Genomic DNA, 25,222 nt, shown 5'->3' with positions numbered 1-25,222 from the left:
TCAACCCTCGTCGCTCAGACTATCGAGATGGCCAGAGAGGGCCGAGATGGGTTCACGGGGCAAGTCGACAAAGTTGTCCTCCAGGTCATAGGTCACGGATGCCGTACCGGCAGGCACCTCTTCCAGCAGCGCCATGCCTTCACCATCCAGGGTCCCTTCCCGCACCGAACCATCGCTCAATACGGCCTTGTAGGGGGTGCCCGCCAACGGCATCAACTCGGAGTCGAGGTGATAAAACTTCATCCAGCGGTTTTGAGGGACATCCAGCATTTCCTTTAAACTCTTGGGAATTTGGCCCGCCCAACCGGCGCCCGAGCCCGGGCTGCCGCCGGAGTTCATCTTGATGGTGGGCCCCACCAGGGTGACGCCACCGCCATCGACCTTGATAAAGCAGCCGCCGACCTTGACGGTGATCTCGGAGCCCGCCTCCAACACCACCTTGGCACCGGCCTTGACGTGTACTTCCTGCCCCGCCTGGGTGAGCCAGCTCTGCCCGAGTTTTTGATGCAGAGACGCATCCACGGTGAGCGAGTAATCGGCCTTGATGTGGTCCCGCTTCTCGCCATTCACGGTGAGATGGTCATTGGCCTTGATGCGGGTCACCCGCTCATTGTCAATGTCGGTGTGCTGGTCGTGCTTGATGTGCCAGGCGGCATCGTTTTCTATGAGTACGTTCAGGTCTTTCTGGCCGTGAAGGTAAATCTCTTCCTGTCCCGCCTGGTCTTCGAAGCGCAGCTCGTTGAACCCCTCCCCCTGATGGGTCTCGGTGCGCAGCACGGTGCGGGTCTTGTTAGCCGGCAGCTCGTAGGGGGGTCGGTTGGTGGCGTGGAAGGTCCGGCCTGTGACTATGGGCTGGTCCGGGTCCCCTTCCAAAAAGCTCACTATGACCTCATGACCGATGCGTGGGATGGCCAGCATGCCGTACTGGCCACCGGCCCAGCCCTGGCTCACCCGCACCCAGCAGGAGCTCTGGTCGTTACTGGAACCGTAGCGGTCCCAGGGGAACTGCAGCTTCACCCGGCCATGCTCGTCGCAGTAAATCTCCTCCCCCTCCGGGCCCACCACGGTGGCGATTTGCGGGCCGTCCACCATCGGCTTGTGGGGCGCCTGTGGGCTGCCGATGCGGGCACGCCAGCTGGTGCTCGCCTTCACCACCGCAAATTCGTTGTGGTAGATGGTCGGGCCGCTGCCGCCCTCTTCCTCCAGCGCCTGGGGCTGTAATCCGGTGTGGCTGATGCGCACCACTTGCCAATCGGTGTTCAAGCCACCGTTCGGGTGTTCGGTCAGCGAAAACGTCTGGCCCGGCAGCAGGGCCGCGCAGTTGGACTTGCCACTGCCAGTCACCGCATCGTTGCGCAGCGCATCCAGCCGATGCTGGGTGAAGGCCTTGCCACTCGGGTCCAGCTTGTAGCGGCCCGGGTAGTCGAAGTGCTGGTAGGTATCGCGCTGGTGTTCAAGCTCGGCCCCCAGCTTCTTGTGGGACAGGCCATAGGCTGGGCTCTTGAAGCTGTAGTCTTTCAGCTCCACATCTGAGGGGCGCACCGCCTCCCGGTAGTGGAACTGGCGCACGTAGGGGCCCTGTTCCAGCGAGCGGTTGCCCAGATTGAAGAACAGCTCGGGACCGGCAGTCAGGGCCACCGCGTCGTCGGCAAAGACGATGCGGTGCTTGCCCTGCTCGAATTCGTGGAAGTAGAACAACCCCTCTTCGGCGGCCAGCCGGTTGACGAACGCGAGGTCCGTCTCCCGGTACTGCACGCAGTACTCCCGCTGGGCGTGCTCGTTTTTCAGCGCGAAGGCGTAGTCGGTGATGCCGTGCTCTTGCAGCAGGATGCTGAGGATTTCGTCGGGCTTTTGGGCCTGGAACATGCGGGAGTTCTGGCGCAAGGAGAGCCGCCACAGCGCCGGCTGCACCATGAGCTGATAGCGGGTGCGGCGAAAGCCGCTGTCCCCCTGCGCCATGTCGCTCACCACCCCGCACACCCGCCGTTGCAGCTCGCCCTGGTACCACACCAGCAGCTCGCAGGGCTGGTCCAGCACGGCGCCAAAATCGATGTCAGGCTGGGGGCTGGCCAGCTCCAGTCGCAGCTGGAAGGGACCGTTCAACGCCTCTTCCAGCATGAACTCGGCCACCACAAAGGTGGTCTCGGGCAGCGCCCCCACCTTGACGGTAAATTGTAATCCTGTGCTGTCTGCCATCGGCACGCCTCTGCTATCGGCCCGGCCCCGCAATCTTGCCGGGTAACCTGAGGTGGATGAGAGATCCGCCATGGCTGTCACTTTTTCACCGCCATGGCTACCGCACGCCCGGAGGCGTGCAATGGGATCCGTCGTCATGTTCTTTCTTGTGCTCGCTCACCCGGGCAAACAAACAGAAGAAAGACGCAGCATCGGCATGGCGTCGACGATAAACAGCAAAGGGATTGGTGCGTTGCTATCGAGGCGAAGGAGCTCTTGGTACGCTGCCTTGTGCTCCACACACAGAAAAAGGAGCACCCAAATGGATGCTCCTTTATTGCATCAAGCCTCGATCGGGGCACGCCAGTCATCGGCACCGGAGGTACCGGCAACGGTGTGTTCCCAGTCGATCTTGCGGTAGGCCAGGGAGACCTGGATCAGCTGGGTGAAGTCAGACTTCGCCGGATCCTGGCAGTGGGGCATCTGGCAGTCGATGTCGACGATGGTGGAATCGGTCAGCACGGTAGAGAAGAAGTGCTCCTGCTTGCCTTCGACCGAGGTGCGATACCACTTCAGGGTCACTTTCGGCAGCATCTCGCCGGAGGCCAGGGAGTTGTACATCAGCGGCACGGCCTTGTTCAGCGCGACGGTGAATTTGAACGGCTTGTGGACACGCTGACCAGCCGGCTGACCGGATTGCGGGTCGGTCGGCACGGTAACGACGTGCTGGAACTCTTGCACCAGCATCTCGTCTTCATGGCCCTGCACGAAGATGTTGCCGACGGAGTCGGAGGTGAAGGCACCGGCGGTGATGTTGCCCTGGGTTTTACCTTCGATGCTGATATAACATGGAGTTGGCATGAGTATGCTCCTGATTGGTTGAACGGTAATGACACTCGACCGAACCATTAGCAGCGACCATGCCAATCAGTTTTTTACCTTTAAAACAAATAGTTACACAAAACCCTACCTTCCTCTCCTGCCTTTATGCCGCAATACCTTGCTTTCCTGGCATATACCGCCAGCATTTGTTGCAACTGCAGTATCTAAATCCAGTATTAGAGCAACATGTTGCCTTGAACAGAACTTATCACCAACGACAACCCATAGACCGAGCTCCTTCTGCGCGGCTGTCACGCCGATAGCAGGTCGCCCTCCAGACATGGCTCAGGTTCGCCATCGGCACGAGCGACTGTGACCGTGACCGTGACCGTGACCAGAAGCAGGATCCCGGCTGGCTATAAATTGTTGATGGCTGTGCGCTCCATCTGACCACCGCAAACGCTATACCTATAACCATGGACTCTTGAGCAGGTGTGTGGCGATGGCATCCGACAGTTGCAGTGATTACCCTCTCCCCATCCCTGCCCATCCAGGTTCTCTCACCTACACTCGGACTCTGGCGGTGCCTCGTTCAAGGGTCGCCATTGTTCCACCCTAAAACAGCACTCACTACCCACCGGAGCCTCATCACCGGCGATGAGGCGACCAAGTCCCTGCTACATTGCACATCAAGGTGGTTTCATCATGTCGCACCACAGGCCCGTCACCCCGCCCGATCCCCATGGCCAACCCCTGTCCGATCCTTACGACTTTTCCCTGATCCTGGGCGGTCCCCTCTATCAGCTGTGGAACCGAGCTCATCTCGGCGACATCAATGCCCATATCAGGCGACGGATCCTGATCCTGAGCGGGCTCTGCTGGCTGCCCCTGCTGTTGCTGTGCGGGTGGGAAGGCAAGCTGTTGCAAGGGGTCGCGGTGCCCTTTCTGCTGGATATCGAGACCCATGTCCGCTTCCTGATCTGCGTCTCGCTGCTGGTCTACGCCGAATTGATTGTCCATCAGCGGATCCGGCTGATCGTCCGCCAGTTCATCGAGCGGGGGCTGATCTCGCCCCTCTCCTTGCCGCGTTTTCACGACGCCATTCAGGGCGCTATGCGCTGGCGCAATTCGATCCCCGTGGAGGTCGGGCTCATCCTGTTTGTGTTCTCGATGGGCTACTTCATCCGGATCCACACCTTCGTCCTGCAATCCTCTACCTGGTACGCCACCATACATGGGGAGAACGTGGCCCTGACCCTGCCCGGCTTCTGGTTCTTCTGGGTGAGCAACCCCCTCATCCAGTTTCTGATCCTGCGCTGGTTCTATCGGATCCTCATCTGGACCCGGTTCCTCTGGCAGGTCTCCAGGATCCGGCTCGACCTCATCCCGACCCACCCCGATCGCAACTGTGGCCTCGGTTTTCTCGGCGCCTCGGCCTATGCCTATGCACCACTGTTGACCGCATTTGGCGCCCAATTGGCCGGCTTCATCGCCAACCGGATCTTCTATGACGCCGCCGTGCTGACCGCCTACAAACCAGAAATCATTCTGCTGGCCGGCTTCGGCTTGCTGCTCGTGCTGGCACCGCTGAGCGTCTTCGCTCCCCGTATCATGGCGGCCAAGCGCCAGGGGTTGCGTGAATACGGCGCCCTCGCGGCGGAATACAGCCGCAGTTTCGAGCGGCGCTGGCTGCGCACGGCCGACAGAGACGGTGAATCCCTGCTCGGCGCCGCCGACATCCAGTCCCTCGCCGATCTGGCCAATGCCTATGCCGTCATCAAGGAGGTCAGGCCCATGCCCTTTAGCCGGGACATGTTCCTGCAGCTGATCCTCGCCGCCGTGGTGCCCTTCCTGCCTCTGCTGCTCACCCTGTTCCCCTTCGACGTGCTGCTCGATCGGCTCGTCGGGGTGATCTTCTGATGCGGGGCCCTAGCGGGAATACGGCGCGTATAAGCCGCTGCCAGGCCCGAAGAGCCGACAGCGGGAGGTGATCAGAGAAGCCTAGCGGCACCCTCAGCGATGCGGCTCTATTGCGTGAGGTGTTATCCGGTCGGGCTAAAAAACAAAAACCCCGCTTTGCAGGCGGGGTTTTGTTATTTGGCAGGGGGATGCTTTACCGGGCGGCCTGAGGAAAATTGTCACAGCCAGCTGCTGCGCTCGAACCTGCAACAGTCTTCACCCATCCACAGTTGAGACGGAAGCCCAGAAAGCAAAAAACCCGACCATAAGGTCGGGTTTTGCTATTTGGCGGCGGGTCAGGATTGACTCGCACCATCCCTGGCGCTCGCCCTGCGGGCAGCCTGCGGCTGTCCAAGCGGGCTATCCTGCCCGCTTGTCAAACCAGGGGCCGAACCGAGCCGCCCGTCACCGGAAAAAGTAAAAGGCCTGTCGCAAGACAGGCCTTTTACTTTATTTGGCGGTGAGGGAGGGATTCGAACCCTCGATACGTTGCCGTATACACACTTTCCAGGCGTGCTCCTTCAGCCACTCGGACACCTCACCAAATTTTCGACTGCGCTTTAACGTGTCCAATCACCACGCCGTTCTCGTCGCTATTGCGCTGGAACGGGGCGTAAGATAAGGGATAGGTGCAGACCGGTCAATCTCATTTTTTACTTTTTGCAATCAATTGCTCAATTACCGAACCAACTGACCAAAAAGATGCCATTCCCTATCCCTTTCAGTCAATTTTCAGACACTTCGTGCAAGTGTTCTCCTTTGATGGCCTCCTCCAGCGAGCCGTAGAACTCCAGCTCACCCGGGACGGGACGCACCCTGGCCCGGGCCAGGGTCTTGAGGGGCTGGAACTGCAACTCGGCCACCTTCAGCGGCACACCCGCCTTGGCCATCCGCCTTGCAAACTGCTGGAAGGCAGACAAGCCCCCCGCATCGAGGATGGAGACGGCCTCCATCTGCAGGATCAGCGCCTTGTGATCCTTGACCTGGGCCAGCAACTCGTCGAAGACCCGCTCCGCCGCCGCAAAGAACAGGGGGCCGTTGATCTTGTAGATCAGGGTCTGCGCCGGTACCTCGCTGGCATAACGCTTGTGCTCGGCCAGATTGTGCAGTTTGGTCATCTTGGCGATCTCGCGCATAAACAGCAGGGACGCCAGGATCACCCCGAAGGTGATGGCGATGACCATGTCGAAGATGACGGTCAGGGAGAGGCAGACCAGCAGCACCAGCACGTCCGAGCGCGGCGCCCGGCGGATCAGATCCACCACCTTGTGGGCTTCACTCATGTTCCAAGCCACCAACAGCAGCAGCGCGGCCATGGCGGAGAGCGGCAACCAGGAGAGCCAGGGGGCCAGCACCAGGATGGCGGCCAGCACCACCAGCGCATGCACTATGCCGGAGATGGGCGAGGTAGCCCCTGCCCGCACGTTGGCGGCGGAGCGCGCAATGGCGGCCGTCGCCGTGATGCCACCGAAGAAGGGGGCCAGGATATTGCCCAGCCCCTGCCCCACCAGCTCACCGTTGGAGCTGTGCTTGCGCCCCGTCATGCCATCCAGCACCACGGCGCAGAGCAGTGATTCGATGGCACCCAGCATGGCCATGGAGAAGGCGGCAGGCAGCAGCCGCTGAATGGCCGCCAGATCCCAGACCACGGGCGCACCGTCCGGCCCGGGCAGGGACCAGGGCATCATCAGGGTCGGCGCTATGGGCGGGATCCCCATGCCCTGGGTGCCATCGGCCAGGGTGTAGCTGAACTTGCTGCCGATGGTGGCCACATCCACGCCCACACTGTGCAGGCCCACTCCGAGCCCGACCCCTACCAACACGGCTGGCAGATGGCCCGGCACCGGCAGCCGCAATCTGGGCCAGAGCAGCAGCACGGCCAGGGTAGCCACCCCCACCAGGGTATCCCCCCACTGCCAGCTTGGCAGGGCCAGGACCAGCGCCTCGACCTTGCCGACGTAGGTTTCCGGCATCTCGGCCACGGTGAGGCCGAAGAAGTCCTTGATCTGCAAGGTGGCGATCACGATGGCGATACCGCCGGTGAAGCCCAGGGTGACTGAGGGCGGGATGTATTCGATCAGGCGGCCGAGCCGCGCCATCCCCATGGCCACCAGGAAGAAGCCCGAGATGAGGGTCGCCATCAACAGGCCGCCCACCCCGAATTGCTGGGCCACCGGATAGAGGATCACCACGAAAGCGGCGGTCGGCCCCGAGATGGAGAAGCGCGAGCCCCCCGTCACGGCAATCACTATGCCGGCGACGATGGCGGTGTAGAGGCCATGCTGGGGCGGGACGCCGCTGGCGATGGCCAGCGCCATGGCCAGCGGAATGGCGATGATGCCGACCGTGATGCCAGCGATGAGGTCGCGGCCGAAACGCGCCACGCTATAGGGTTCGTCAAGACAGGATTGGCGCAATGCGATAGCCAGCTTCACGCCTTGTAAGGAAGCTTGATTGTGCATGTATAGGGTAATACCAGAAGGAGGAGACAAAGGCCGGAGTGAACCGGCACCCGATCATCATCAAGGGCCGGCAGAGCTGTCGACACGGCGATGGTATCGAGAGCAACCTTACCCGAGCCGGCGAGATATTTCGATGGCCGGGATCAATAAATGGGCATTACCAGGCGAGATGACCCTTGATTGGCCGCATATCGCCTACTTTTCCCGCCATTAGCCACCCTTTTCCCCTACTTAGCCTGAGCCTTGGCGACGGCTCGGCACCGATCCCGTGAACATCAGCCCTCCCCCTGAACAGTCAGCGCCGGGACTGCTTGTTTGCCCGTTCGGCACACCCCATGGGCAGCTGCCGACCAACCGCTGTTGCCCTTCGCCATATCCCCAGCGTCGCCGGCCAGGACGACTCAGACAGGCCATGAGCAACGGATCCAAAAACGCCGGGCAGGCTCATCTCAAGCTGCTGATTGTGCTGAAAATAGTCCACAACGTCCAAGTTTTGGGCAAACGGGGCGAAAACCCATTTTTTGCACGGGTTAACGGGTTGACACCCGACCGGCAGGCTATTAATATCCGCACCGTCTCGACGAGACAGGCAATTCCTCCTTAGTTCAGTCGGTAGAACGGCGGACTGTTAATCCGTATGTCACTGGTTCAAGTCCAGTAGGAGGAGCCACTTTTCCCTCGTAGTTCAGTCGGTAGAACGGCGGACTGTTAATCCGTATGTCACAGGTTCAAGTCCTGTCGAGGGAGCCATATTCGGTTCCGAGTTGGAACACAGAAGACCAGAAACCCGTAGAGCCTAAGGCTTTACGGGTTTTTTGTTGTCTAAATCAGACTAACTGGCTCTCATGAGCCCCAACCAACTGGTGCCATGACTAGTTCTACTGGAAAAACTTGGTGCCTTTATTCGTGGTACTAGGGAGCCGAGGAAATGGCGAAGGACACGCTAATCGACGCCAAGATCGGGACTGCCAAGCCTTAGGCCAAGGCCTATACCCCAGGGGTTGGTGTAAGGGTCAATGCAGTGGTCATTAAGAAAAGAGAAGCGGCCTGAGTGCTGGCCGCCTTGCCTCGGCATTGATCAACCAGGCACATCTTATCCCATCCTGAGTGCCCACGACCCTTAACCAACATCAAGAGGTGATATGCCATGAGCATCATGACTTATTGCCGCGACAAAGGCGGTTCTTGCCAGTGCGCTTGGCGTGGTAGAGCGCCTCATCGACCACAATCAGCAGATCAGATGCTGGTTGACCAACCGTCCAGCTCGCGATACCACCACTGAAGGTCACTGCTAACCCGGGCTCCCGCCACTTGAGGGCAGCCGTCTCAATCCGCCAGGATTCCATCAAGGCCTCCGCATCTTCCAGCGAGCATTGTTCGAAGATAGCGACCAGCTCTTCACCACCATAGCGACAGAGGGTGGATGTCTCCCCCAACATGACCTGGCCAAGGGTGGCAACACGATTTAATACCGCATCACCAACCCAGTGCCCGTAGCTATCGTTGATGTTCTTGAAGTTATCGAGATCGATCAATGCCATCACAAAGGGGGTGTTATTCGTCTGAAATTTAATTAGCAATTCATTGAAATAATGACGATTATATAATCCCGTAAGCGCATCGCTCACACTCTTTTGATGGGTGTCATTGATGTGGGTTATTGTCTGAGACAATTCGGATTCCAACTCGCTAAATTCCGCCATACCGACACCCATATCATGCATTTGGGCATTTGGGCATCCGGATCATCACGCAGTTGACGCACCTGACGAACCAAGTACTCCATGATATAGAGGAGCTTCAATTGAAATAGTTTTGCTATCACATAAAAGAGACTCACGGTCAATAGCGGCACAAGTATGAGTAAGGCAAGATTCAGATCAACGAAACTTTGACGCCAAGGTTGAACAGTGACGGCCACCAGTTCAGGTTTATCAATAAGCGCCTCATAGGCCACAAACTCTCCGGCCGTGGCATCAAAAAATGTCCCTGACTGCCCAACCAATTTATCTTTCCATTCCCCCGAGAAGACGGTTCCCACCCTGCCAAGGTTGGAATGCATCCAGATCAGGCCTGTCTGTTTATCCAACAGCAGATGGCGTAGCCCATTATCAGCTGTCAGCATATTGGCAATTCGCTGAGACCAAACAGCCAGGTTGGCATCGACCGCGACGACCCGATCCCTATTACCATCGCCGTCCCGATTTGGCAGAAGATAAGACCCGGTGAGAGAGGGTTGATCAGTCGCAATATCAAGGTAGATGGGCGACCAATAGAATTGACCCGGACGCCTCAACGCTCCCTGATACCATGCCCTGTCTGTCAGTATCAGACCTTCGTCTATTTTATTCTGTGCTGCCCTATCCCGCTCCTTGTCGTTGGTAAACCACATCCCATGCGAATCAGCATAAAAAACTGATTCAGAAAGCGGGTTTAGATGAGCCTGGTCATTCCAAAGACTGCGGTAATAACTGACACTATCCTCGGTGGAACTCAACCTGAACCGACTATCTCCCAATACGGTGACGTTCACCAAGCGCTCAAGCTGCTGAAAGTAATCGGTATGCATCAATGCCAGGCTATGATTCAAAATTCGTATTTTGTCGAGCGTCATGTTGCGGTGGGCTTGATTGGCAACGATCAGCAAGCCCACAAACCCACACACCATTGGCAAGGCCAACAGCACAAGATACATTTTTATGAATTTGAATTTACTTGTTTTCTTTGTTGACAACTGCATTTTCCTCTAACTACCAGTGCGGAGAAAATCAATAGCAGACCCGATTACCCATGACCCTCTGCCAACGTTAAAAGGCGGCATGCCATAGTCGAGTTCACATGGTTGCTTACTCCAATCCACTTGGTATCTTCTTGAACTCATAACGACGATTACATCGGAGACGGAACTCAGCCTGATGACGTTTGACCCACATATCTACTGGCATCACTGTGATGTGAATGCTGATCATGGGTAATCAGGTTGAGATATAGAGCGCAAACTGAAGCGCCCCCAGTTCCCTGGACACCTTAAAATGAGGCAACTATTGGAGGTATCATGGGCCCGTCATCTTGCGAAAAGATCACAGGGACATCTGCCTGGTAAATTCTGACATCGGCATGGGTCGGCCATAGAAATAGCCTTGCAGGAAGGTCACTTGGCGCGCCCTCAGATAATCTGATTGAAGCTCGGTCTCTATCCCTTCTGCCACCAGTTTCAGGCCGAGCCGGCTCGCCAGATCGATGACGTTCTCGACGATGTGGCTGGAGAGCGCATCCGAACCGATCATCCCGACGAAGCTCTTGTCGATCTTGAGGAAATCGACATGGAACTTCTGCAGATAGGTCAAGGTAGAGTGGCCGGTGCCAAAATCGTCGATGGCAATCAAAACACCCAGCACGCGCAACTCGGCAAACAACCGGTCAGTCACCTCGTTCGCCACGAGCAGTTCCCGCTCGGTCAGCTCTAACACCAACTGGATGGGATTGTCCCGGAAGGCATCGATGAAATCGCGGCAAATCTCCACCAGACTCAAGTCCTTGCACTGGCTGGCACTGATGTTGACACCGAAGTGAAAGCCCTTGGGCAGACGGTGAACATGAGGAGCAAAGTGATCTCGCACCTGTGTCATCATCTCGCTAGTCATGGGGATGATGAGACCACTGTCTTCCGCCAGAGGGATAAAGCGATCCGGCGGGATCAAGCCCTGCAGGGGGTGTTGCCAGCGCATCAGCACCTCGCAGCCACTCCAGTAGAGATTGCCAGTGTCGTCGCCGGTCACCACGGGCTGTATGTAGGGAATGAACTCACGCTGATCCAGGGCCCGTCGCAGCTCTTGCGTGGGCGAAGCAGATCGCCCCATCAGCCGGAATACCCAAAATCCGAACAGCAGTCCCAGCAAGGGGAAGAGGATGAGGCTGACCTTGGAGTAAGCCCAGAGGTGGGCGCCATACACTTCTATGGGAAGCATGGTGACGACCCGGTATGGGTACTTTTCTGATGCCTGCTCCAAATAGCCCTCTGTACCCGGGGAGAAGAGCTGCTCGGTGAGCCGGCCATCCGGCAACAACATCTGCTGGCCAACCACCAGGCCCAAGGGAGTGTTGCGCCTCAACATGTCGAGGATGTTAAGTAGATAGTAGCCATCGACCCCCGCCATCGCGCTGTAGCCTCCCGAGACCTGCCGATAGACGATGAGTGGTCGATTCGGCGTCACCTCGTTCCCCTTCATAAGATCGAGCCGGCCATCCGTATAGTCGTCGAGTTTGGTGTGTGCCTGAATGGGGCCATGGAGGGAGGTACAGTAAATGGTATCCCCCTTGGCCAGGCTGACACTGCGCACATCCGGCACTGTCGCCACCTGCTCCCTCAACCCTTGCACTGCCTCCAGACAGGGCTTACCCACAGTGCCGATGACAGCAGAGGTCGCCTGCCTGGCATGGTCCAGTGTGCGATCAAACATGTGCTGGGCATGCAGCAAGCGCCCCTCGGCATCTTTTCTCATCTCGGAGGCGGTTTGCCATGAAATGATGGGTAATCCCAACACTATGGGCAACATGCCAGCCAGCAAGGCTCCCCACTGCCGGGCATAGCGATGGCGTAACGTTGTGCGATAAAGCGGCATAGCCATGCCTCACATTAAGATCCGATACGGCATAGATAGGCTCATCGAGGCGAGCTTGCCCTAATTTCCCCAGCAATTTACTGATCTCAAAAATCGCCGGTTGGTTTGGAGATGGTGCTCCGCAAGATGTCGTGGTTGAACGAACAGCCCAAGCCAGTCACCAACGCACGCAATCATAAGAACAAACCGAACTGGTTATCGTATACAGGACCTGAAGCAGCACGAAATATTTTTAGCGCTATGAAATGAGGAATTGGATGGCAAGGCTGCTCCATTTTTAACCACACCAGAAGCAACTCAAGAGTCTCAGCCTGCATTTTTATGCGAAGATTTTCTTATGCATATGCATAGCCCTTGTTGACCAAACCAGGGACTATCCCTGCAGTGGCACAGTGAATTTGTGCCACCTGATTAGAGGTAGGTGTGGTGATCTCGGATAGAGCAGAGCATGAGTCGGTGGGGAAATTTTTGGGGCAATGCGTCGATGGATCGGTTGTTTCGCAATCTGAAAAGTGAGTGGGTGCCGGCGACGGGATACCAGAATATGGGGGATGCCCAACAGTCTATAGCCGAGTATTTGATAGGTATTACAGCGATATAAGACTCCACCAGAACAACGGGGGATTAACCCCCAACGAATCTGAGCACCTCTACTGGCATTCAGACTCTGTCGAGGGAACCCACTTCGAGAGCACGCTTAGGAAACCAAGCGGGCTTTTGCTATTCTGCGCCACCCAGGTAGGCCTTGCGCACATCCTGATTGCCCAGCAACTCCTCACCACTGCCGCTTAACCGGATCTGCCCGTTCACCATCACGTAGCCACGATCGGACAGTTTCAGCGCATGGTAGGCGTTCTGCTCGACCAGAAAGATCGTCATGCCGCTTTGCGCCAGCTCGCGCAGCGTCTGGAGGATCTGCTTCACCACTATGGGGGCCAGCCCCAGGCTCGGCTCATCCAACAACAGCAGCTTGGGGCGGCTCATCAGTGCCCTGGCGATGGCCAGCATCTGCTGCTCCCCACCGGACATCGTCATCGCCCGCTGTTTACGACGCTCTTTCAACCGCGGGAACAGCTCGAACATGGTTTGCAGATCCTGAGCCGCATAGCGATCGCCTATCGGTATGGTGCCCATCAGCAGGTTCTCTTCGACCGTCATGTCGGGGAAGATCCGCCGTCCTTCTGGCGCTTGCGCTATGCCCGCCGAGGCAACGAAGTGTGTCGATTGATGGCTGATGTCCTCGCCGCGAAACAGGATCTGCCCGCTGCGAATACGTGGCTGACCAAAAATCGACATCAAGAGCGTGGACTTGCCGGCACCATTGGCACCGATCAGCGCCACGGTTTCCCCCTGATGCACCTGCAGGTTGACCTGTTTCAGCGCCTGAATGGCGCCATAAAAAACGTCGACGTTACGAAACTCCAGCATCGCCTCACTCATGCGCAGGCCTCATCTTCGTCGGTGCCCAGATAGGCGGCAATCACCCTGTCATCATGCTGGATCTGCTCAGGCTTGCCCTCTGCGATCACATCGCCGTGATCCAGCACTATGATGTGGTCAGAAATCTCCATCACCATGCCCATGTCATGTTCGATCAGCAGCACCGTGATGCCGTGTTGGTCGCGCAGAAACCTTATGATCTTGCTGAGGGTGCGCGTCTCCACCGGGTTGAGCCCGGCGGCGGGTTCATCGAGGCAGAGCATTTCCGGGGCCGTGCACATGGCGCGGGCGATTTCCAGCCGGCGTTGCTGCCCATAAGACATCTCCCCCGCCAACCGGTTGGCGCAATCCACCAGATCCACCACCTCGAGCCAGTAAAACGCGCGATCCAGGGCGCGGCTCTCTGCACGCCGATATGCCGGGGTGTTGAGCACACCGGCCAGCAAGTTGCGGTTGACCTGCATGTGTTGGGCGACCAGCAGGTTCTCCACCACCGACATCTCCCGGAACAGACGGATATTCTGGAAGGTGCGCGCCAACCCCGCCCGGTTCACCAGATGGGTGCCGCCAAACATCTTGTAGAAGAGGCGCTGCCCGAGTTGGGCCGGGTTGATCCAGTCACCCGGCTGGAGCTTCTGGCCGAGGATCTGGATCACATTGGTCGTCTTGTCGCGTGCGTTGAAGAAAATATGCCCGCCGGACGCCCGGTAGAAGCCGGTCAGGCAGTTGAACACCGTGGTCTTGCCTGCACCGTTAGGGCCTATGAGTGCGGTGATGGAGCCCCGTCGCACCTCGAGGCTCACATCGTTGAGCGCCTTGATGCCACCGAAGGAGATCATCAGGTGCTCAACGCTCAGGATCATGTCGTCAAGGGTCCTCTTTGTCATGGCGCCACTCCTTTTCGCACCGCAAAGCCGCTGCGGTTAATGCGAATGAGGCCGCGGGGGCGCCAGATCATCATCACCACCATCAACATGCCAAACAGCAGCACCCGGTATTCGGCGAAGCCGCGCAGCAGTTCAGGCGTGACCGTCAGCACAAAGGCCGCCAGCACGACGCCAATCGTCGAGCCCATCCCCCCCAGCACCACGATGGCGAGGATCAGGGCCGACTCGAAGAAGGTGAATGAGGTCGGGTTGACGAAGCCCTGATAGGTGGCAAAAAACACCCCGGCAATCCCAGCGGTAGCGGCCCCCAGCGTGAAGGCGGAGAGTTTGACCAGCACATGATTCAGCCCCATGGAGCGGCAGGCGACTTCATCTTCACGCAGCGCTTCCCAGGCGCGGCCAATCGGCATACGGGTCAGGCGATGTTTGACATAGAGCACCCACACCACCACCAGCACCAGAATGGTGTAGATGAAGATGAATTTCAGGTTGGGGTTATAGCTCAGGTTGAAGAACTCGTGGAAGGGCACGCCGCCCTGCTCCTTCGCCCGCCGCCCGAACTCCAGACCAAACAGCGTTGGCGGCGGGGCAGAAATCCCGTTGGGGCCACCGGTAAACGCCAGCCAGTTGTTCAGGATCAGGCGAATGATCTCCCCGAAGCCGAGCGTCACAATCGCCAGGTAATCCCCATGCATTCGCAACACCGGAAAACCCAGCAAGGCTCCGGCCGCCGCAGAGATCAGCGCCACCAGCGGCAACATCGACCAGAACCCAAGCCCAAGATATTGGTAGCCAAGCGCAAGGCCATAGGCCCCGATGGCATAGAAGGCGACGTATCCCAGATCCAGCAAGCCTGCCAGGCCAACGACGATATTCAACCCCAACCCCAGCAGCACATAGATCAGGCCGAGGATCGCCACGGTGAGCACATATTTGGTGGCAACGAAGGGGAAGCAGATGGCCAGCGCGAGCACCAGCGGAATGATCCAGCGCAGGGGATTCTTGTAATCTGGATCCCGTACATAGACCCCCGAGTTGTCTGTCTCAAAACAGGCGAGCAGGCGAACGCCTGCGGCCGTGGTCAAGAAGGCGCTCATCAGGAAGCGGCCGGCCATGACGGCCAGGATGATCCACGCCAGCCGTTGCCCGGCGAAATTAAAGCTGTAGCCATCCAGCACCACACCGACGATGGGGCCGAAGATGATCAGCGCCACCAACCCGGCGAAAATGGCATCCAGCAGGCAGCGTTTGAGGGAGAATCCGTCCTGCAATCTCGTCTGTGATGTCATCTGTTACGCCCTCACACCTTGGCAATGATGGGGCGGCCGAGCAGCCCCTGGGGACGAAAGATGAGGATCATCACCAGCAGCCCGAACGAGAACACATCCTTGTAATCAGAGTTCACCATCCCCGAGAATTGCGCCTCGGCAATACCGAGGATGAGGCCCCCCAGCATGGCGCCGGGTAAGGAGCCAATGCCCCCCAGCACGGCGGCGGTGAAGGCCTTGATGCCGATGATGAAGCCGACATAGAAATCGAAGGTGCCGTAGTTGAAGGTGATCAAGACGCCGGCAAGCCCCGCCATGGCGGCACCGATCACAAACACTAGAGAGATGATGCGATCGGTATTGATGCCAATGATCGAGGCCATTTTTCGATCCTGCTGCACCGCTCGGCACATGCGTCCCAACCTGGTATTACTGATGATCCAGGTGAGCAACAGCATGCCAGCAAAGGAGGCGATCAAGATAAACACCTTGGTGTAGGTTATCTGGATAAAGCCGTCGCCAAGATGAAGACGAAATACACCGTCCAGCAAGGTAGGCACCCCTTGCTGGCGTGGTCCCTGGCTGATCTGCGCGTAGTTTTGCAATATTAACGACATGCCAATGGCGGAAATAAGCGGCGCCAGACGGGTGGAGTTGCGCAGTGGTTTATAAGCGATGCGCTCGATTGTCCAGCCATATACCCCCGTCACCACTATGGTGAACACCAGGGTACCGAGGATAAGCAGCGGAAAAGAGTGCAGCCCGAAGAATGACAACAGCGCCAGCCCGATGGCGCTGAGATAGGCCGATATCATATAGACTTCGCCGTGGGCGAAATTGATCATGCCGATGATGCCGTAGACCATGGTGTAGCCAATGGCAATCAGACCGTAGACGGAACCCAGCGTTAATCCATTGATCAACTGCTGCAGGAAAAAGACATCCATCATAGTACGCTCTCGTTATAGGCCACTGAGGCCCGGTGGTTATAGAGCGCCGACTCGCGTCGGCGCTGAGCGTTTTCCACTATGCCGTTACTTGACTTCTTTATATGAACCCTTGTCATCCCATTCGTAGACCACGTAATCGGAGACTTTCAGGTCGCCTTTGCTGTCCCAGGACTTCTTACCCATCACGGTATCTACGCTGTTCGCTTTCAGCCAGGCGCTGGCCTTTGCGGAGTCCGTGCCACCGGCCGCCTTGAATGCCGCGGCAATGGTCTGCACAGACGCATAGGCGTAGAGGGTGTAGCCTTCAGGCTCAAATTTGTTGGCGCGGAATTGCTCGATGACCGCCTTGCCGTCCGGGATCAGACGGGGATCCTGACCGAAGGTCATGTAGATGCCATTGGTGTACTGCGGGCCGCCGGCGGCCGTGACCATCTCGGCGTTGACGATGCAGTCCCCCGAGAAGAATTTGGCCTGCACGCCCTGTTCACGCATCTGGCGTACCAGTGGGCCCCCCTCCGGATGGCAGCCGCCGAAGAACACCACGTCCGGTTTCTGCGCACCTATCTTGGTCACCAGGGCATTGAAGTCTTTCTCGCCGCGCGACAAGCCCTCGTACATCACATCCTTCACGCCGCGTTTGGCCAGCGCCGCCTTGGTCGCATCGGCAAGCCCCTGCCCATAGGTGTCTTTATCGTGAATGATCACCACTCGCTTGGCCTTGAGCTTGTCGATGATGAAGTCGCTGGCCACCTGCCCTTGCTGGTCATCACGCCCGCACATGCGGAACATGTCGCTCATGCCACGTTCGGTGACCAGCGGGTTGGTCGAGCCCGGGGTGATGGCGATGATCCCCGCGTCGTTATACACCTCAGAGGCTGGCATAGTGGAAGATGAGCAGAAGTGCCCTACCACCGCATTGACTTTATCCTGATCAACCAAGCGGTTAGCCACGGAGACCGCCTGTTTGGGTTCACAGGCGTCATCCCCCTGCACCAGCTTGATCTTTTCGCCATTGATCCCGCCGGCGGCGTTGATGTCATTGGCGGCCTGAGTCGCGCCGTGCCAGTACTGATCGCCATAGGTGGCGTTTGGGCCGGTGAAGGGGCCTGCGACACCGATCACAATATCCGCCTGGGCGGAAAACGCCGTGACCATACAACCGGCCAACACAAGCGAAATAGGGCTTCTGATGAATTTCAGCGACATTATGATGTTCCTTATCAAAGAAGCTTGGGTAGGTAAGCTAGAACGCCGGACGGCGCGTCCAATCCAACGGTAAAACGAGAGCACGATGCACGAAACAAACTCAATCCAGACAACATCCTGTGAGTGGATATAGGGCTTTTTTGCACGGCTTGCGTGCTGAAAAAAGCTAAGCAAATGATTGCCATAGTTGCAAACCGGACAGCAAATATTTGACCTGCCACAGTATAGGGCGCCATTTTCGGCCACCCGGTGTCGCCAAGTGAAATTACGGAGGGGATCACATCTGCTTAAAAATAACGGAAATGATTTCTACGATGGCCAGGATATTTGCTACCTTGCGCCCAAAAAGCACCGATAAGAAAACAGCGGCAATATATCGCCTCTCAATTCAGGCTTGTTCCATGACACTGCCTTGGCGGGCTATTCAGGCCTATCATCAGCACCTTCTCACCCAGTTCAGGAGTATCCATGCGTCGCTTCAACTTCATGCTCAACGGCAGCCGGCTGATGATGTTCCCCTTTTATGTCTGCATCCTGGTCTGCGTCGCCCTGCTGATGGTGAAATTTGCCATGCAGCTCTATGTGCTGTGCCGCGACATCATCGAGATCCACTACATGGATCTCATCACCGGCGTGCTGACCCTGGTGGACTTCGTGCTGGTGGCCCAGATGCTGATCCTGGTGGCCATCTGCGGCTATGTGCAGTTCATCCAGACCCAGGAGCAGCGCGAGGCCCTCGGCAACAACTGGCTCAGCAAGATCAACTTCGCCTCCCTGAAGCTCATCGTCATCAACTCCCTGGTCACCATCGCCGGGATCGAGGTGCTCAAGGCCTTTCTGGAGGATGGGGTGGGCAACGAAGTGGAGATGAAGTGGTCGGTGATCGTGTTCCTCGCCTTCTCCACCGCGGCGCTGATCTATGCGATCACCGAACGCCTGGCGGATCACAAGTAGCTCGGCCTTTGTTTTCATTCAGGGTTTATTCATCAGGGGCGGAATTGATAACTCTTTTCATTGCGGTTACCCCATTGTAAACTTGCTCCCCCGGACGGAATGTCCGGGCGTTGGAGCATGTATGACAAGCCTTTCTCTCTCACCACGACACTTTTGGCGGTGGCTGGCCTATCACCATCAGGCGGCCGAAGGCTCCCTCTATCTGATGTTCTTCTCCGGCCTGCTGTTGTGGGAGCCGCTGACCCCCGTCTGGTCGCTGGCGCGCTGGAACCTGTTGCTCCACGTCATGCTCTCCCTCTCCCTGTTCCCCCTGCTGTTTGGCGCCTTCTGGCTCTCTCACCGCCACCTGCTGCGCCACAGTCGCAAGCCGTTCCTGCGCACCACGGGCCGGATCATCGAGGGCCTGCTGCTGCTGTGCCTCGGCAGCGGCCTGGTGCTGATCCTGCACGGCACGCCGGGAGACGGACTCGGGACACTGGCCAGCTGGGCCCACTGGCTCAGCGCCTTGCTGTTAACCCCCCTGGTCTTGCGTCATGCCTGGCGCTGGACCCTGCTCAAGTGGCGCCCCTGACCCATGTTGAAGTCGCTGTTGTCTTGCCTGATCGCCGGTCTTGTGTTGCTCGGGATGCCGCTGGCCCACGCCCAGCAGATAGGCAGTGCCCTGATTGCCTACGACGATGCCAGCTCCCCTCGCCTGCTCACCGCCAATCAGGGCGCCGGCTCCGTCACCCTGCTGGCACGGGACAGCGGCGAGCGCATCGAAGAGGCGCATTTGGGGGGGGATCTGCGCCAGCTGGCGCGGGCCCCCGATGGCACCCTGCTGGTAACCGACTACAGCGGCGACCGCCTGCTGCTGCTGGGTGCCAACCTCAAGCTGGAAAAGGCCATCCCCACCGGCCATAGACCCTATGGCGTCATCTTCGACCCCAAGCGGGGCTGGTTCTGGGTCAGCTTGTTCGAGGCCGCGCGGCTGCAAGCCTATGATCTGAACGGCACCCTCAGGCTGGATGTGGCGACCGCCGAAACCCCGCGCGGGCTGGCGCTCACCGATGACGATCGCCTGCTGCTGACTCACGCCATGACCGGCCAGCTGGCCATCTACGATCTCGGCAAGCTCAAAGACCCGCTCGATGCCACTGCCCTGGCCAGGCCCCGCCTGATCACCCTGGCCGAGACCCACAGCGCCACCCCCAGCGACTCCCAGGGGCTGCCGCGCCTGCTGGATGGCATCGCCCTCTCCCCCGACGGCAGCGAGGCCTGGTTGCCCCATGTGCTGTGGAGCTTCGACCATCCCTTCCAGTTCCAGAGCACCGTCTTCCCGGCGGTCTCTATCATCGATCTCGATGAGGAGAAAGAGCGGGTGGATGAAAGAAAGCAGCTGTTCTTGCAGATCAACCTGCCCAATGTCGGCAACCGCAGCCAGATCGTCTCCAACCCCTTCGCCGCCCGCTTCGCCGCCGACGGCAAACGGGTCTACCTGACCCTGGCGGGCTCGGAGGATCTGCTGGTGTTCGATCTGTCCCGCAGCGGCAAGCAGAACAGCAACCGCCACCGCCGCAAGAAGTTCCAGGGGGGTGCCAAGGCGACCCAGTTGCTGCGCCACCTGCCGGGCCAGAACCCGCGGGATCTGCTCATCGATGGCGACCATATCCTGGTGCACAACGTCATGGGCCAGGATCTGACCCGCCTCGCCAGCGGCGGCAGCGGCCCCTTCGCCCGGGTCACCGTCGATGTCCCCCACTTCACCAGGCTGGTGGAGCAAGATCCCCGCCCCGCCGCCCTGGTGCGCGGCGAGCGGCTGTTCCATCTCGGCAATACCCTCGGCAACACCAGCGCCAATGGCCGTTTCCCCATGGCGGGAGACAACTGGATGAGCTGCAACTCCTGCCACCTCGACGGTTTCAACTTCACCAACCGCTTCCTGATGCAGGCACACCGCCAAGCCAGCAAAGATAACGCCATCAACGGCCACGCCAACCTGACCAACATGGTGGCGGGAGACTTTATTGGCGAATACCTGCGCATGGTCCAGCAGACCCAGGGCGGCATGGGGCATGACGGCCGGGATGGCGCCGACACCGTGGATCCCGCCCATCCTCAGCCCGAGGTGAAGGCCATGATGGAGGATCTGCATGCCTTCGTGACGGCAGATGGCAACCTGCCCTATCTCGCCAACTGGCTGCGCCTCGATGCCCCGCGTCAGGATCCGGCCAAGGCGCCGACCACTCATCCCAAGGAGTGGCTGAACTCCGCCTCCTGCCAGAACTGCCATGCCCAAGCCTTCGCGGACTGGAGCGACAGCAACCACCGCCTGATGGGCAACTCCCACCCCTACTACAAGGCGGTGCAGGCCCTGGCCCGCCAGACCGAGGGCGAGGCCTTCGGCCAGTGGTGCCAGGGCTGCCACATGCCCCAGCAGGTGTTGAGCGGCCAGACCGACTTGCCCAAGGGTTCCCACATGCTGGAGCAGGGCGGCGCCTCCCTCATCGAGGCGCACCGAGCGGGCGAGCCCGTGGTGGAAGAGGGCACCGGCTGCGTGTTGTGCCACCGCATCACCCGACTGGAAGACGCGGGGGGCAACAGCGCCTTCACCGTCAACCTGAAAGACAGGGAGAGCTATGTGTTCGAGGATGCCCCCGGCGGCAGTGCCCGTCACTGGCTGGCCGAGCGGCAGATCAACGCGCGTCCGGCGATGCACAAGGCCTCCTATCAGAAGGATTTCTATCAGGACGCGGCGCTGTGCAAGTCCTGCCACAACGAGTTTGCCCCGGGCACAGGCGCCAACATAGTCAACACCTGGGACGAGTGGCAGAATTCGAGTTTCGCCAGGGCCGATGATCCGGCCAGGCGCCGCAGCTGCATCGACTGCCATATGAACCCGACGCCGGGTAAGGGTGGCGATGCGGTCGCCGGCCAGTCCACCGAAAACGGCACCATGAAGAGCCGCCTCTATCGCCACAACTTCACCGGTGCCCAGCACCAGTTGGTGGGGCTGCGCAATCCGGATCTGGAGCAGGAGAGCCTGGCGCTGCTGCGCTCCAGCGCCGCCCTCAGCGCCCGCATAGAGCAGGATGCCGAGAAGCAGGCACTGGTGGTGCGCGTCACCAACGTCGGCGCCGGCCACGCCCTGCCCACCGGGGTGGCGGATTTTCGTGAGCTCTGGCTGGAGCTGACCCTCACCGACGCCGCGGGCAACATAGTGCTGCGCAGCGGCCAGCCGGTGAATGGTGCCGTGCCGGAGGATGCCCGGCTGTTCAGGAAGGTGTTCGGCGATGCCGACGGCAAGCCGGTGGGGCTCAAGTTCTGGCGCTACGCCAAGCTCTTGGCAGACACCCGGATCCCGGCCGATGGCTGGCGTGACGAGTCCTGGCCGCTGCCCGCGGATGCCAGAGGCCCCTTCAGCGCCGACATCAGACTCAACTTCCGTACCTATCCCAAGTGGGTCAACGACATTGTGCGCGCCACCGAGCCGCAGCTGCCCGAGCCCCCCATAGTGCTACTCAACCGGCTACAGCTGACCCAGCTGCAGCCGACCCCATCCTCCCCCGACATGGAGCCTGAACGCTGATGTTTGCAAGTTTCCTTATTACCCTGCGCGAGGGGCTGGAGGCCTTTCTGCTGGTTGGCATCTGCCTCTCCTACCTCGCCAAGCTGGGGGCGAGTCGCTACAACAAGTTCATCTACCTGGGGGTGGTGCTGGGCCTTGTCGCCTCTCTGGCGGTGGCCTTCCTGTTTCAAGTGGTGGTCAGCCAGTTCGAGAGCGAGCGTTACAACCACCTGCTGATGGCGGGGATCCTGATCTTCGCCACCCTGGTGCTCACCTACATGGCAGTCTGGATGCAGAAGCAGGCCAAATCCCAGGTGGGGGCCATGACGGCCCGCATCGATGCGGCGGTCGATGCGGGCAACCTGTTCGGGCTGGTGCTGCTCGCCTTCCTGGCGGTGATGCGAGAAGGCTTCGAGACGGTGCTCTTCTTCTCGGCGCTGGTCTATTCGGGCCAGGGGGTGGATCTTCACGAAGGGCTGATGGGGGCCCTGGCCGGGTTGCTGGTCTCGGTAGCCCTGGTGTGGGCGCTGCTGCGCTCCACCCGCAAGGTGGCGCTGGCCCCCTTCTTCCGCTGGACCGGCCTGCTGATCATCATCATCGCCGCCGGCCTGTTGTCCTCCGCCGTCAACATGTTGCAGGCGGCCGGGGTCATCACCCTCTGGACCACGCCGGTGTTCAACATCAGCCATATCCTCGACGATCGAGGGGTGTTCGGCACCTTCCTGCGCGCCCTGTTTGGTTACAATGCCTCCCCCGCCGGCCTGCAGCTGGTGACCTGGGTGGCTTATCTGGCGGTCTTCGTCACCATCTGGTATCGCAACTACAAGCCCAAGCCAGCCGCCGGCAAGGCATAAGCCAGCTCGTTCAATCCGGGGCCTGCGGCCCCCTTTTCTCGCTTTCGGATACCAGTGGCATGACGGATAACAACCAGAAAATTGCAGTGTTGGGGGCCGGCCCCGCCGGTCTGATGGCCGCCTGGCGCCTGCGTCAGGCCGGCTTTGCGGTCACCCTGTTCGAGCAGGAGCCCGTGGTGGGCGGCATGTGCGCCACCCAGCGCTTCACGGGCAAGGATGGCGACTACCGCTTCGACTACGGCGGCCACCGCTTCATCACCAAGAACCCCGAGCTGCTCGCCTTCATCGACGAGCTGATGGGGGAAGATCTGCTGCACGCCGAGCGCAAGAGCGTCATCCGCTTCAATGGTCGCACCTACGACTACCCGCTCAACCTCGGCAACCTGCTCAAGACGGCGCCACTGCCGCTGATGGCGGGGGCGCTCAAGGATCTGCTGCTGTTGCCCTTCGCCAAGAAGCCGGCGGATTTCGCCAAGGCCAGCTTCGCCGACTGGATCCAGAGCCACTTCGGTCGCACCCTCTATCGCCAGTTCTTCGAGGGTTACACCGCCAAGCTGTGGGGCATCAACCCGGATCGGCTCTCCGCCGACTGGGCCGGTCAGCGCATCAGCCTCATCGACTTGAAAGACGTGGCGCGCCGCCTGCTGCCAAGGCGCAAGGGCAACCACTCGGTGCGCACCTATGCCCGCAAGTACCGCTATCCGAAACATGGCTTCGGCCAGATCTTCACCACCCTGGGAGAGCGGCTGGTGGCGGAGGGAGTCGTGCTCAGGACAGGGGCCAGCATCAGCCGGCTGACTCAAGCCGATGGCCGCATCGAGCGGGTCGAGTGGCAGCAAGAGGGCGTGGCGCAGAGTGAGGCATTCGATCAGGTGATCTCCACCCTGCCGCTACCGCTCACCTGCCAGCATCTGGGGCTGCCCTGCGACCTGCACTATCGCGCCCTGCGCTTTATCAACATGCCGCTCAATCAGGAGAACCTGTCGGACAACACCTGGCAGTACCTCTCGGACCCGCAGATCCTCGCCACCCGGCTGCAGGAGCCGCGCCGGCGCAGCCCCTTCATGGCACCTGCGGGCAAGACATCTGTGATGCTGGAGGTCCCCTGCAATCCGGGGGACGCCACCTGGCAGGCACCGCTGGCGGAGCTGCGCGGCCGCATCAGCCAGGATCTGGCGAGTCTCGGGGTCGACACCGACAAGCTCGGCGAGGAGACCTTCGAGGCGCGCAGCGAGCATGCCTATCCGCTGATGGATCTCGGCTATCAGCAGCGGCGCGACGCCGCCATCCAGGGCCTGATGCCCATCGCCAACCTCATCATGAGCGGGCGCCAGGGCACCTTCCGTTACATCTTCACCGACACCGCCATGGAGATGGGGCTGATGGCGGCCGACATGGTGATCGACGGGGTGGACAGACGTCACGCCATCTTCAATCATCGCAACGAAAACACCGTGATCGAAACCCAGAGCGTGGCCTGAGCCCGGCTGAATGAATCAATAAAGGAGAGTAAGGATGAGCATCCGCCACGGTTTTATCGCCCTCTTGCTGCTTGCGAATGTGGGGCAGGCCCAGGCCTACTCCTATGCGGCGGCAGGCAAGGAGCCCCTGATCGATGCCCGCGAGCAGTTGCTGACGGCGGCGAGCGAGGGCCAGGATGGCAGCGCCATACTGGCGAGTCTCGCCGAGGAGCTCGACTATCTGGAGCAGCATCACAAGGTGCAGCTCCAGGCGCCGCTGGCCGAGGCCATCAAGGGCAAGGACGTCGAAGCGACCGCGGCTCTGCTCAATCGCGCCTACAAGGCCGAGATCGAGCGCCGCCTCGAGGGGGCCAGCCAGAATCTGGGGGACTATCAGACCGCCAAGGTGCTGGTGGTCAAGAGCAAGCGCTTCCTGGATCTGATCCTGCCCTCCCTCAATGAAGGGGATCGCAAGGCCGCCGAGCAGGCACTGGCCAAGGTGCTGGATGCCATCGGCAACCCCGGCGTGTTCGGCGTCGGCGCCAAGCCCGCCGATGCCGCCGCCTTCGCCGAGGCCGAGAAGGCGCTGATGGCCGTGCTGGCCCCGCTCTGATTG

General features: G+C 59.6%; 18 protein-coding genes, 3 tRNA genes and 1 pseudogene. 10 read left to right on the top strand and 12 right to left on the bottom strand.

The window, feature by feature from the left end; translation table 11 throughout:
• On the bottom strand, nt 1–2,196 hold the full coding sequence (gene tssI / locus KW821_RS03295; RefSeq protein ID WP_218290415.1) for a type VI secretion system tip protein TssI/VgrG: 2,196 nt from the start codon (nt 2,194–2,196) through the stop codon (nt 1–3).
• Between the two features lie 321 nt (nt 2,197–2,517).
• A complete protein-coding gene (hcp1, locus tag KW821_RS03290; protein ID WP_042653482.1) occupies nt 2,518–3,036 on the bottom strand; it encodes a type VI secretion system effector Hcp1 in 519 nt (172 codons plus the stop codon).
• 666 nt (nt 3,037–3,702) lie between these two features.
• On the opposite strand from hcp1, the gene KW821_RS03285 reads away from it, so the two are divergent.
• Entirely contained in the window at nt 3,703–4,917 is a 1,215-nt protein-coding gene (locus KW821_RS03285; RefSeq protein WP_218290414.1) for a hypothetical protein, read from the top strand.
• A 494-nt stretch (nt 4,918–5,411) separates the two neighbouring features.
• Here KW821_RS03285 and KW821_RS03280 read toward each other — a convergent pair.
• Together KW821_RS03280 and dauA are read right to left on the bottom strand one after the other, a co-directional pair.
• Nucleotides 5,412–5,499 (bottom strand) — tRNA-Ser (locus KW821_RS03280).
• A gap of 182 nt (nt 5,500–5,681) precedes the next feature.
• On the bottom strand, nt 5,682–7,418 hold the full coding sequence (gene dauA / locus KW821_RS03275) for a C4-dicarboxylic acid transporter DauA (protein WP_218290413.1): 1,737 nt from the start codon (nt 7,416–7,418) through the stop codon (nt 5,682–5,684).
• A gap of 594 nt (nt 7,419–8,012) precedes the next feature.
• On the opposite strand from dauA, the gene KW821_RS03270 reads away from it, so the two are divergent.
• Both KW821_RS03270 and KW821_RS03265 read left to right on the top strand, forming a co-directional pair.
• Nucleotides 8,013–8,088 (top strand) — tRNA-Asn (locus KW821_RS03270).
• Between the two features lie 4 nt (nt 8,089–8,092).
• Nucleotides 8,093–8,168 (top strand) — tRNA-Asn (locus KW821_RS03265).
• 404 nt (nt 8,169–8,572) lie between these two features.
• Here KW821_RS03265 and KW821_RS03260 read toward each other — a convergent pair.
• From KW821_RS03260 to KW821_RS03250, 3 genes are all read right to left on the bottom strand, one after another.
• Nucleotides 8,573–9,121 carry a GGDEF domain-containing protein gene (locus KW821_RS03260; RefSeq protein WP_218290412.1) on the bottom strand — a complete coding sequence of 183 codons (549 nt, stop codon included), beginning with the start codon at nt 9,119–9,121 and terminating at the stop codon, nt 8,573–8,575.
• A complete protein-coding gene (locus tag KW821_RS03255; RefSeq protein WP_218290411.1) occupies nt 9,076–10,152 on the bottom strand; it encodes a PDC sensor domain-containing protein in 1,077 nt (358 codons plus the stop codon). Before KW821_RS03255 ends, KW821_RS03260 begins: the two co-directional genes overlap by 46 nt.
• 346 nt (nt 10,153–10,498) lie before the next feature.
• Nucleotides 10,499–12,040, bottom strand: a complete 1,542-nt coding sequence (locus KW821_RS03250; protein ID WP_218290410.1) for an EAL domain-containing protein — start codon at nt 12,038–12,040, stop codon at nt 10,499–10,501.
• 433 nt (nt 12,041–12,473) lie between these two features.
• On the opposite strand from KW821_RS03250, the pseudogene KW821_RS21645 reads away from it, so the two are divergent.
• Nucleotides 12,474–12,700 (top strand): annotated as a pseudogene (locus tag KW821_RS21645) (integrase core domain-containing protein); the annotation flags it as partial.
• 60 nt (nt 12,701–12,760) lie between these two features.
• Here the strand turns inward: KW821_RS21645 and KW821_RS03245 are convergent.
• The 5 genes from KW821_RS03245 to KW821_RS03225 form a co-directional block, all read right to left on the bottom strand.
• Nucleotides 12,761–13,468: an ABC transporter ATP-binding protein gene (locus KW821_RS03245; RefSeq protein ID WP_218290444.1), complete on the bottom strand. Its 708-nt coding sequence runs from the start codon at nt 13,466–13,468 to the stop codon at nt 12,761–12,763.
• 8 nt (nt 13,469–13,476) lie between these two features.
• Nucleotides 13,477–14,367: an ABC transporter ATP-binding protein gene (locus KW821_RS03240; protein WP_218290409.1), complete on the bottom strand. Its 891-nt coding sequence runs from the start codon at nt 14,365–14,367 to the stop codon at nt 13,477–13,479.
• On the bottom strand, nt 14,364–15,656 hold the full coding sequence (gene livM, locus KW821_RS03235; protein WP_218290408.1) for a high-affinity branched-chain amino acid ABC transporter permease LivM: 1,293 nt from the start codon (nt 15,654–15,656) through the stop codon (nt 14,364–14,366). Before livM ends, KW821_RS03240 begins: the two co-directional genes overlap by 4 nt.
• An 11-nt stretch (nt 15,657–15,667) precedes the next feature.
• Nucleotides 15,668–16,582 (bottom strand): branched-chain amino acid ABC transporter permease, encoded by a 915-nt coding sequence (locus KW821_RS03230; RefSeq protein ID WP_042653749.1) that lies wholly within the window; start codon nt 16,580–16,582, stop codon nt 15,668–15,670.
• 87 nt (nt 16,583–16,669) lie between these two features.
• Complete coding sequence (locus tag KW821_RS03225) at nt 16,670–17,707, bottom strand: branched-chain amino acid ABC transporter substrate-binding protein (protein ID WP_218290406.1); 1,038 nt, start codon at nt 17,705–17,707, stop codon at nt 16,670–16,672.
• A gap of 552 nt (nt 17,708–18,259) precedes the next feature.
• Here KW821_RS03225 and KW821_RS03220 point away from each other — a divergent pair.
• From KW821_RS03220 to KW821_RS03195, 6 genes are all read left to right on the top strand, one after another.
• Complete coding sequence (locus tag KW821_RS03220) at nt 18,260–18,745, top strand: YqhA family protein (RefSeq protein ID WP_042653475.1); 486 nt, start codon at nt 18,260–18,262, stop codon at nt 18,743–18,745.
• Between the two features lie 121 nt (nt 18,746–18,866).
• Nucleotides 18,867–19,316 (top strand): hypothetical protein, encoded by a 450-nt coding sequence (locus tag KW821_RS03215; protein ID WP_042653474.1) that lies wholly within the window; start codon nt 18,867–18,869, stop codon nt 19,314–19,316.
• Nucleotides 19,317–19,319: 3 nt separating this feature from the next.
• Nucleotides 19,320–22,313, top strand: coding sequence for a hypothetical protein (locus tag KW821_RS03210; protein ID WP_218290405.1), 2,994 nt, complete (start codon nt 19,320–19,322; stop codon nt 22,311–22,313).
• Nucleotides 22,313–23,146, top strand: coding sequence for an FTR1 family protein (locus KW821_RS03205; RefSeq protein WP_218290404.1), 834 nt, complete (start codon nt 22,313–22,315; stop codon nt 23,144–23,146). Before KW821_RS03210 ends, KW821_RS03205 begins: the two co-directional genes overlap by 1 nt.
• Nucleotides 23,147–23,205: 59 nt before the next feature.
• Complete coding sequence (locus tag KW821_RS03200) at nt 23,206–24,627, top strand: FAD-dependent oxidoreductase (protein WP_218290403.1); 1,422 nt, start codon at nt 23,206–23,208, stop codon at nt 24,625–24,627.
• 34 nt (nt 24,628–24,661) lie between these two features.
• Nucleotides 24,662–25,219: a hypothetical protein gene (locus tag KW821_RS03195; RefSeq protein WP_218290402.1), complete on the top strand. Its 558-nt coding sequence runs from the start codon at nt 24,662–24,664 to the stop codon at nt 25,217–25,219.
• Nucleotides 25,220–25,222: the final 3 nt, after the last annotated feature.

The sequence above is a fragment of the Aeromonas sp. sif2416 genome, assembly GCF_019218665.1.
GTDB lineage: Bacteria > Pseudomonadota > Gammaproteobacteria > Enterobacterales > Aeromonadaceae > Aeromonas > Aeromonas encheleia.
The sequence above is the reverse complement of the archived record's forward strand: the minus strand, read 5'-3'. Positions and strand labels throughout refer to the sequence as shown.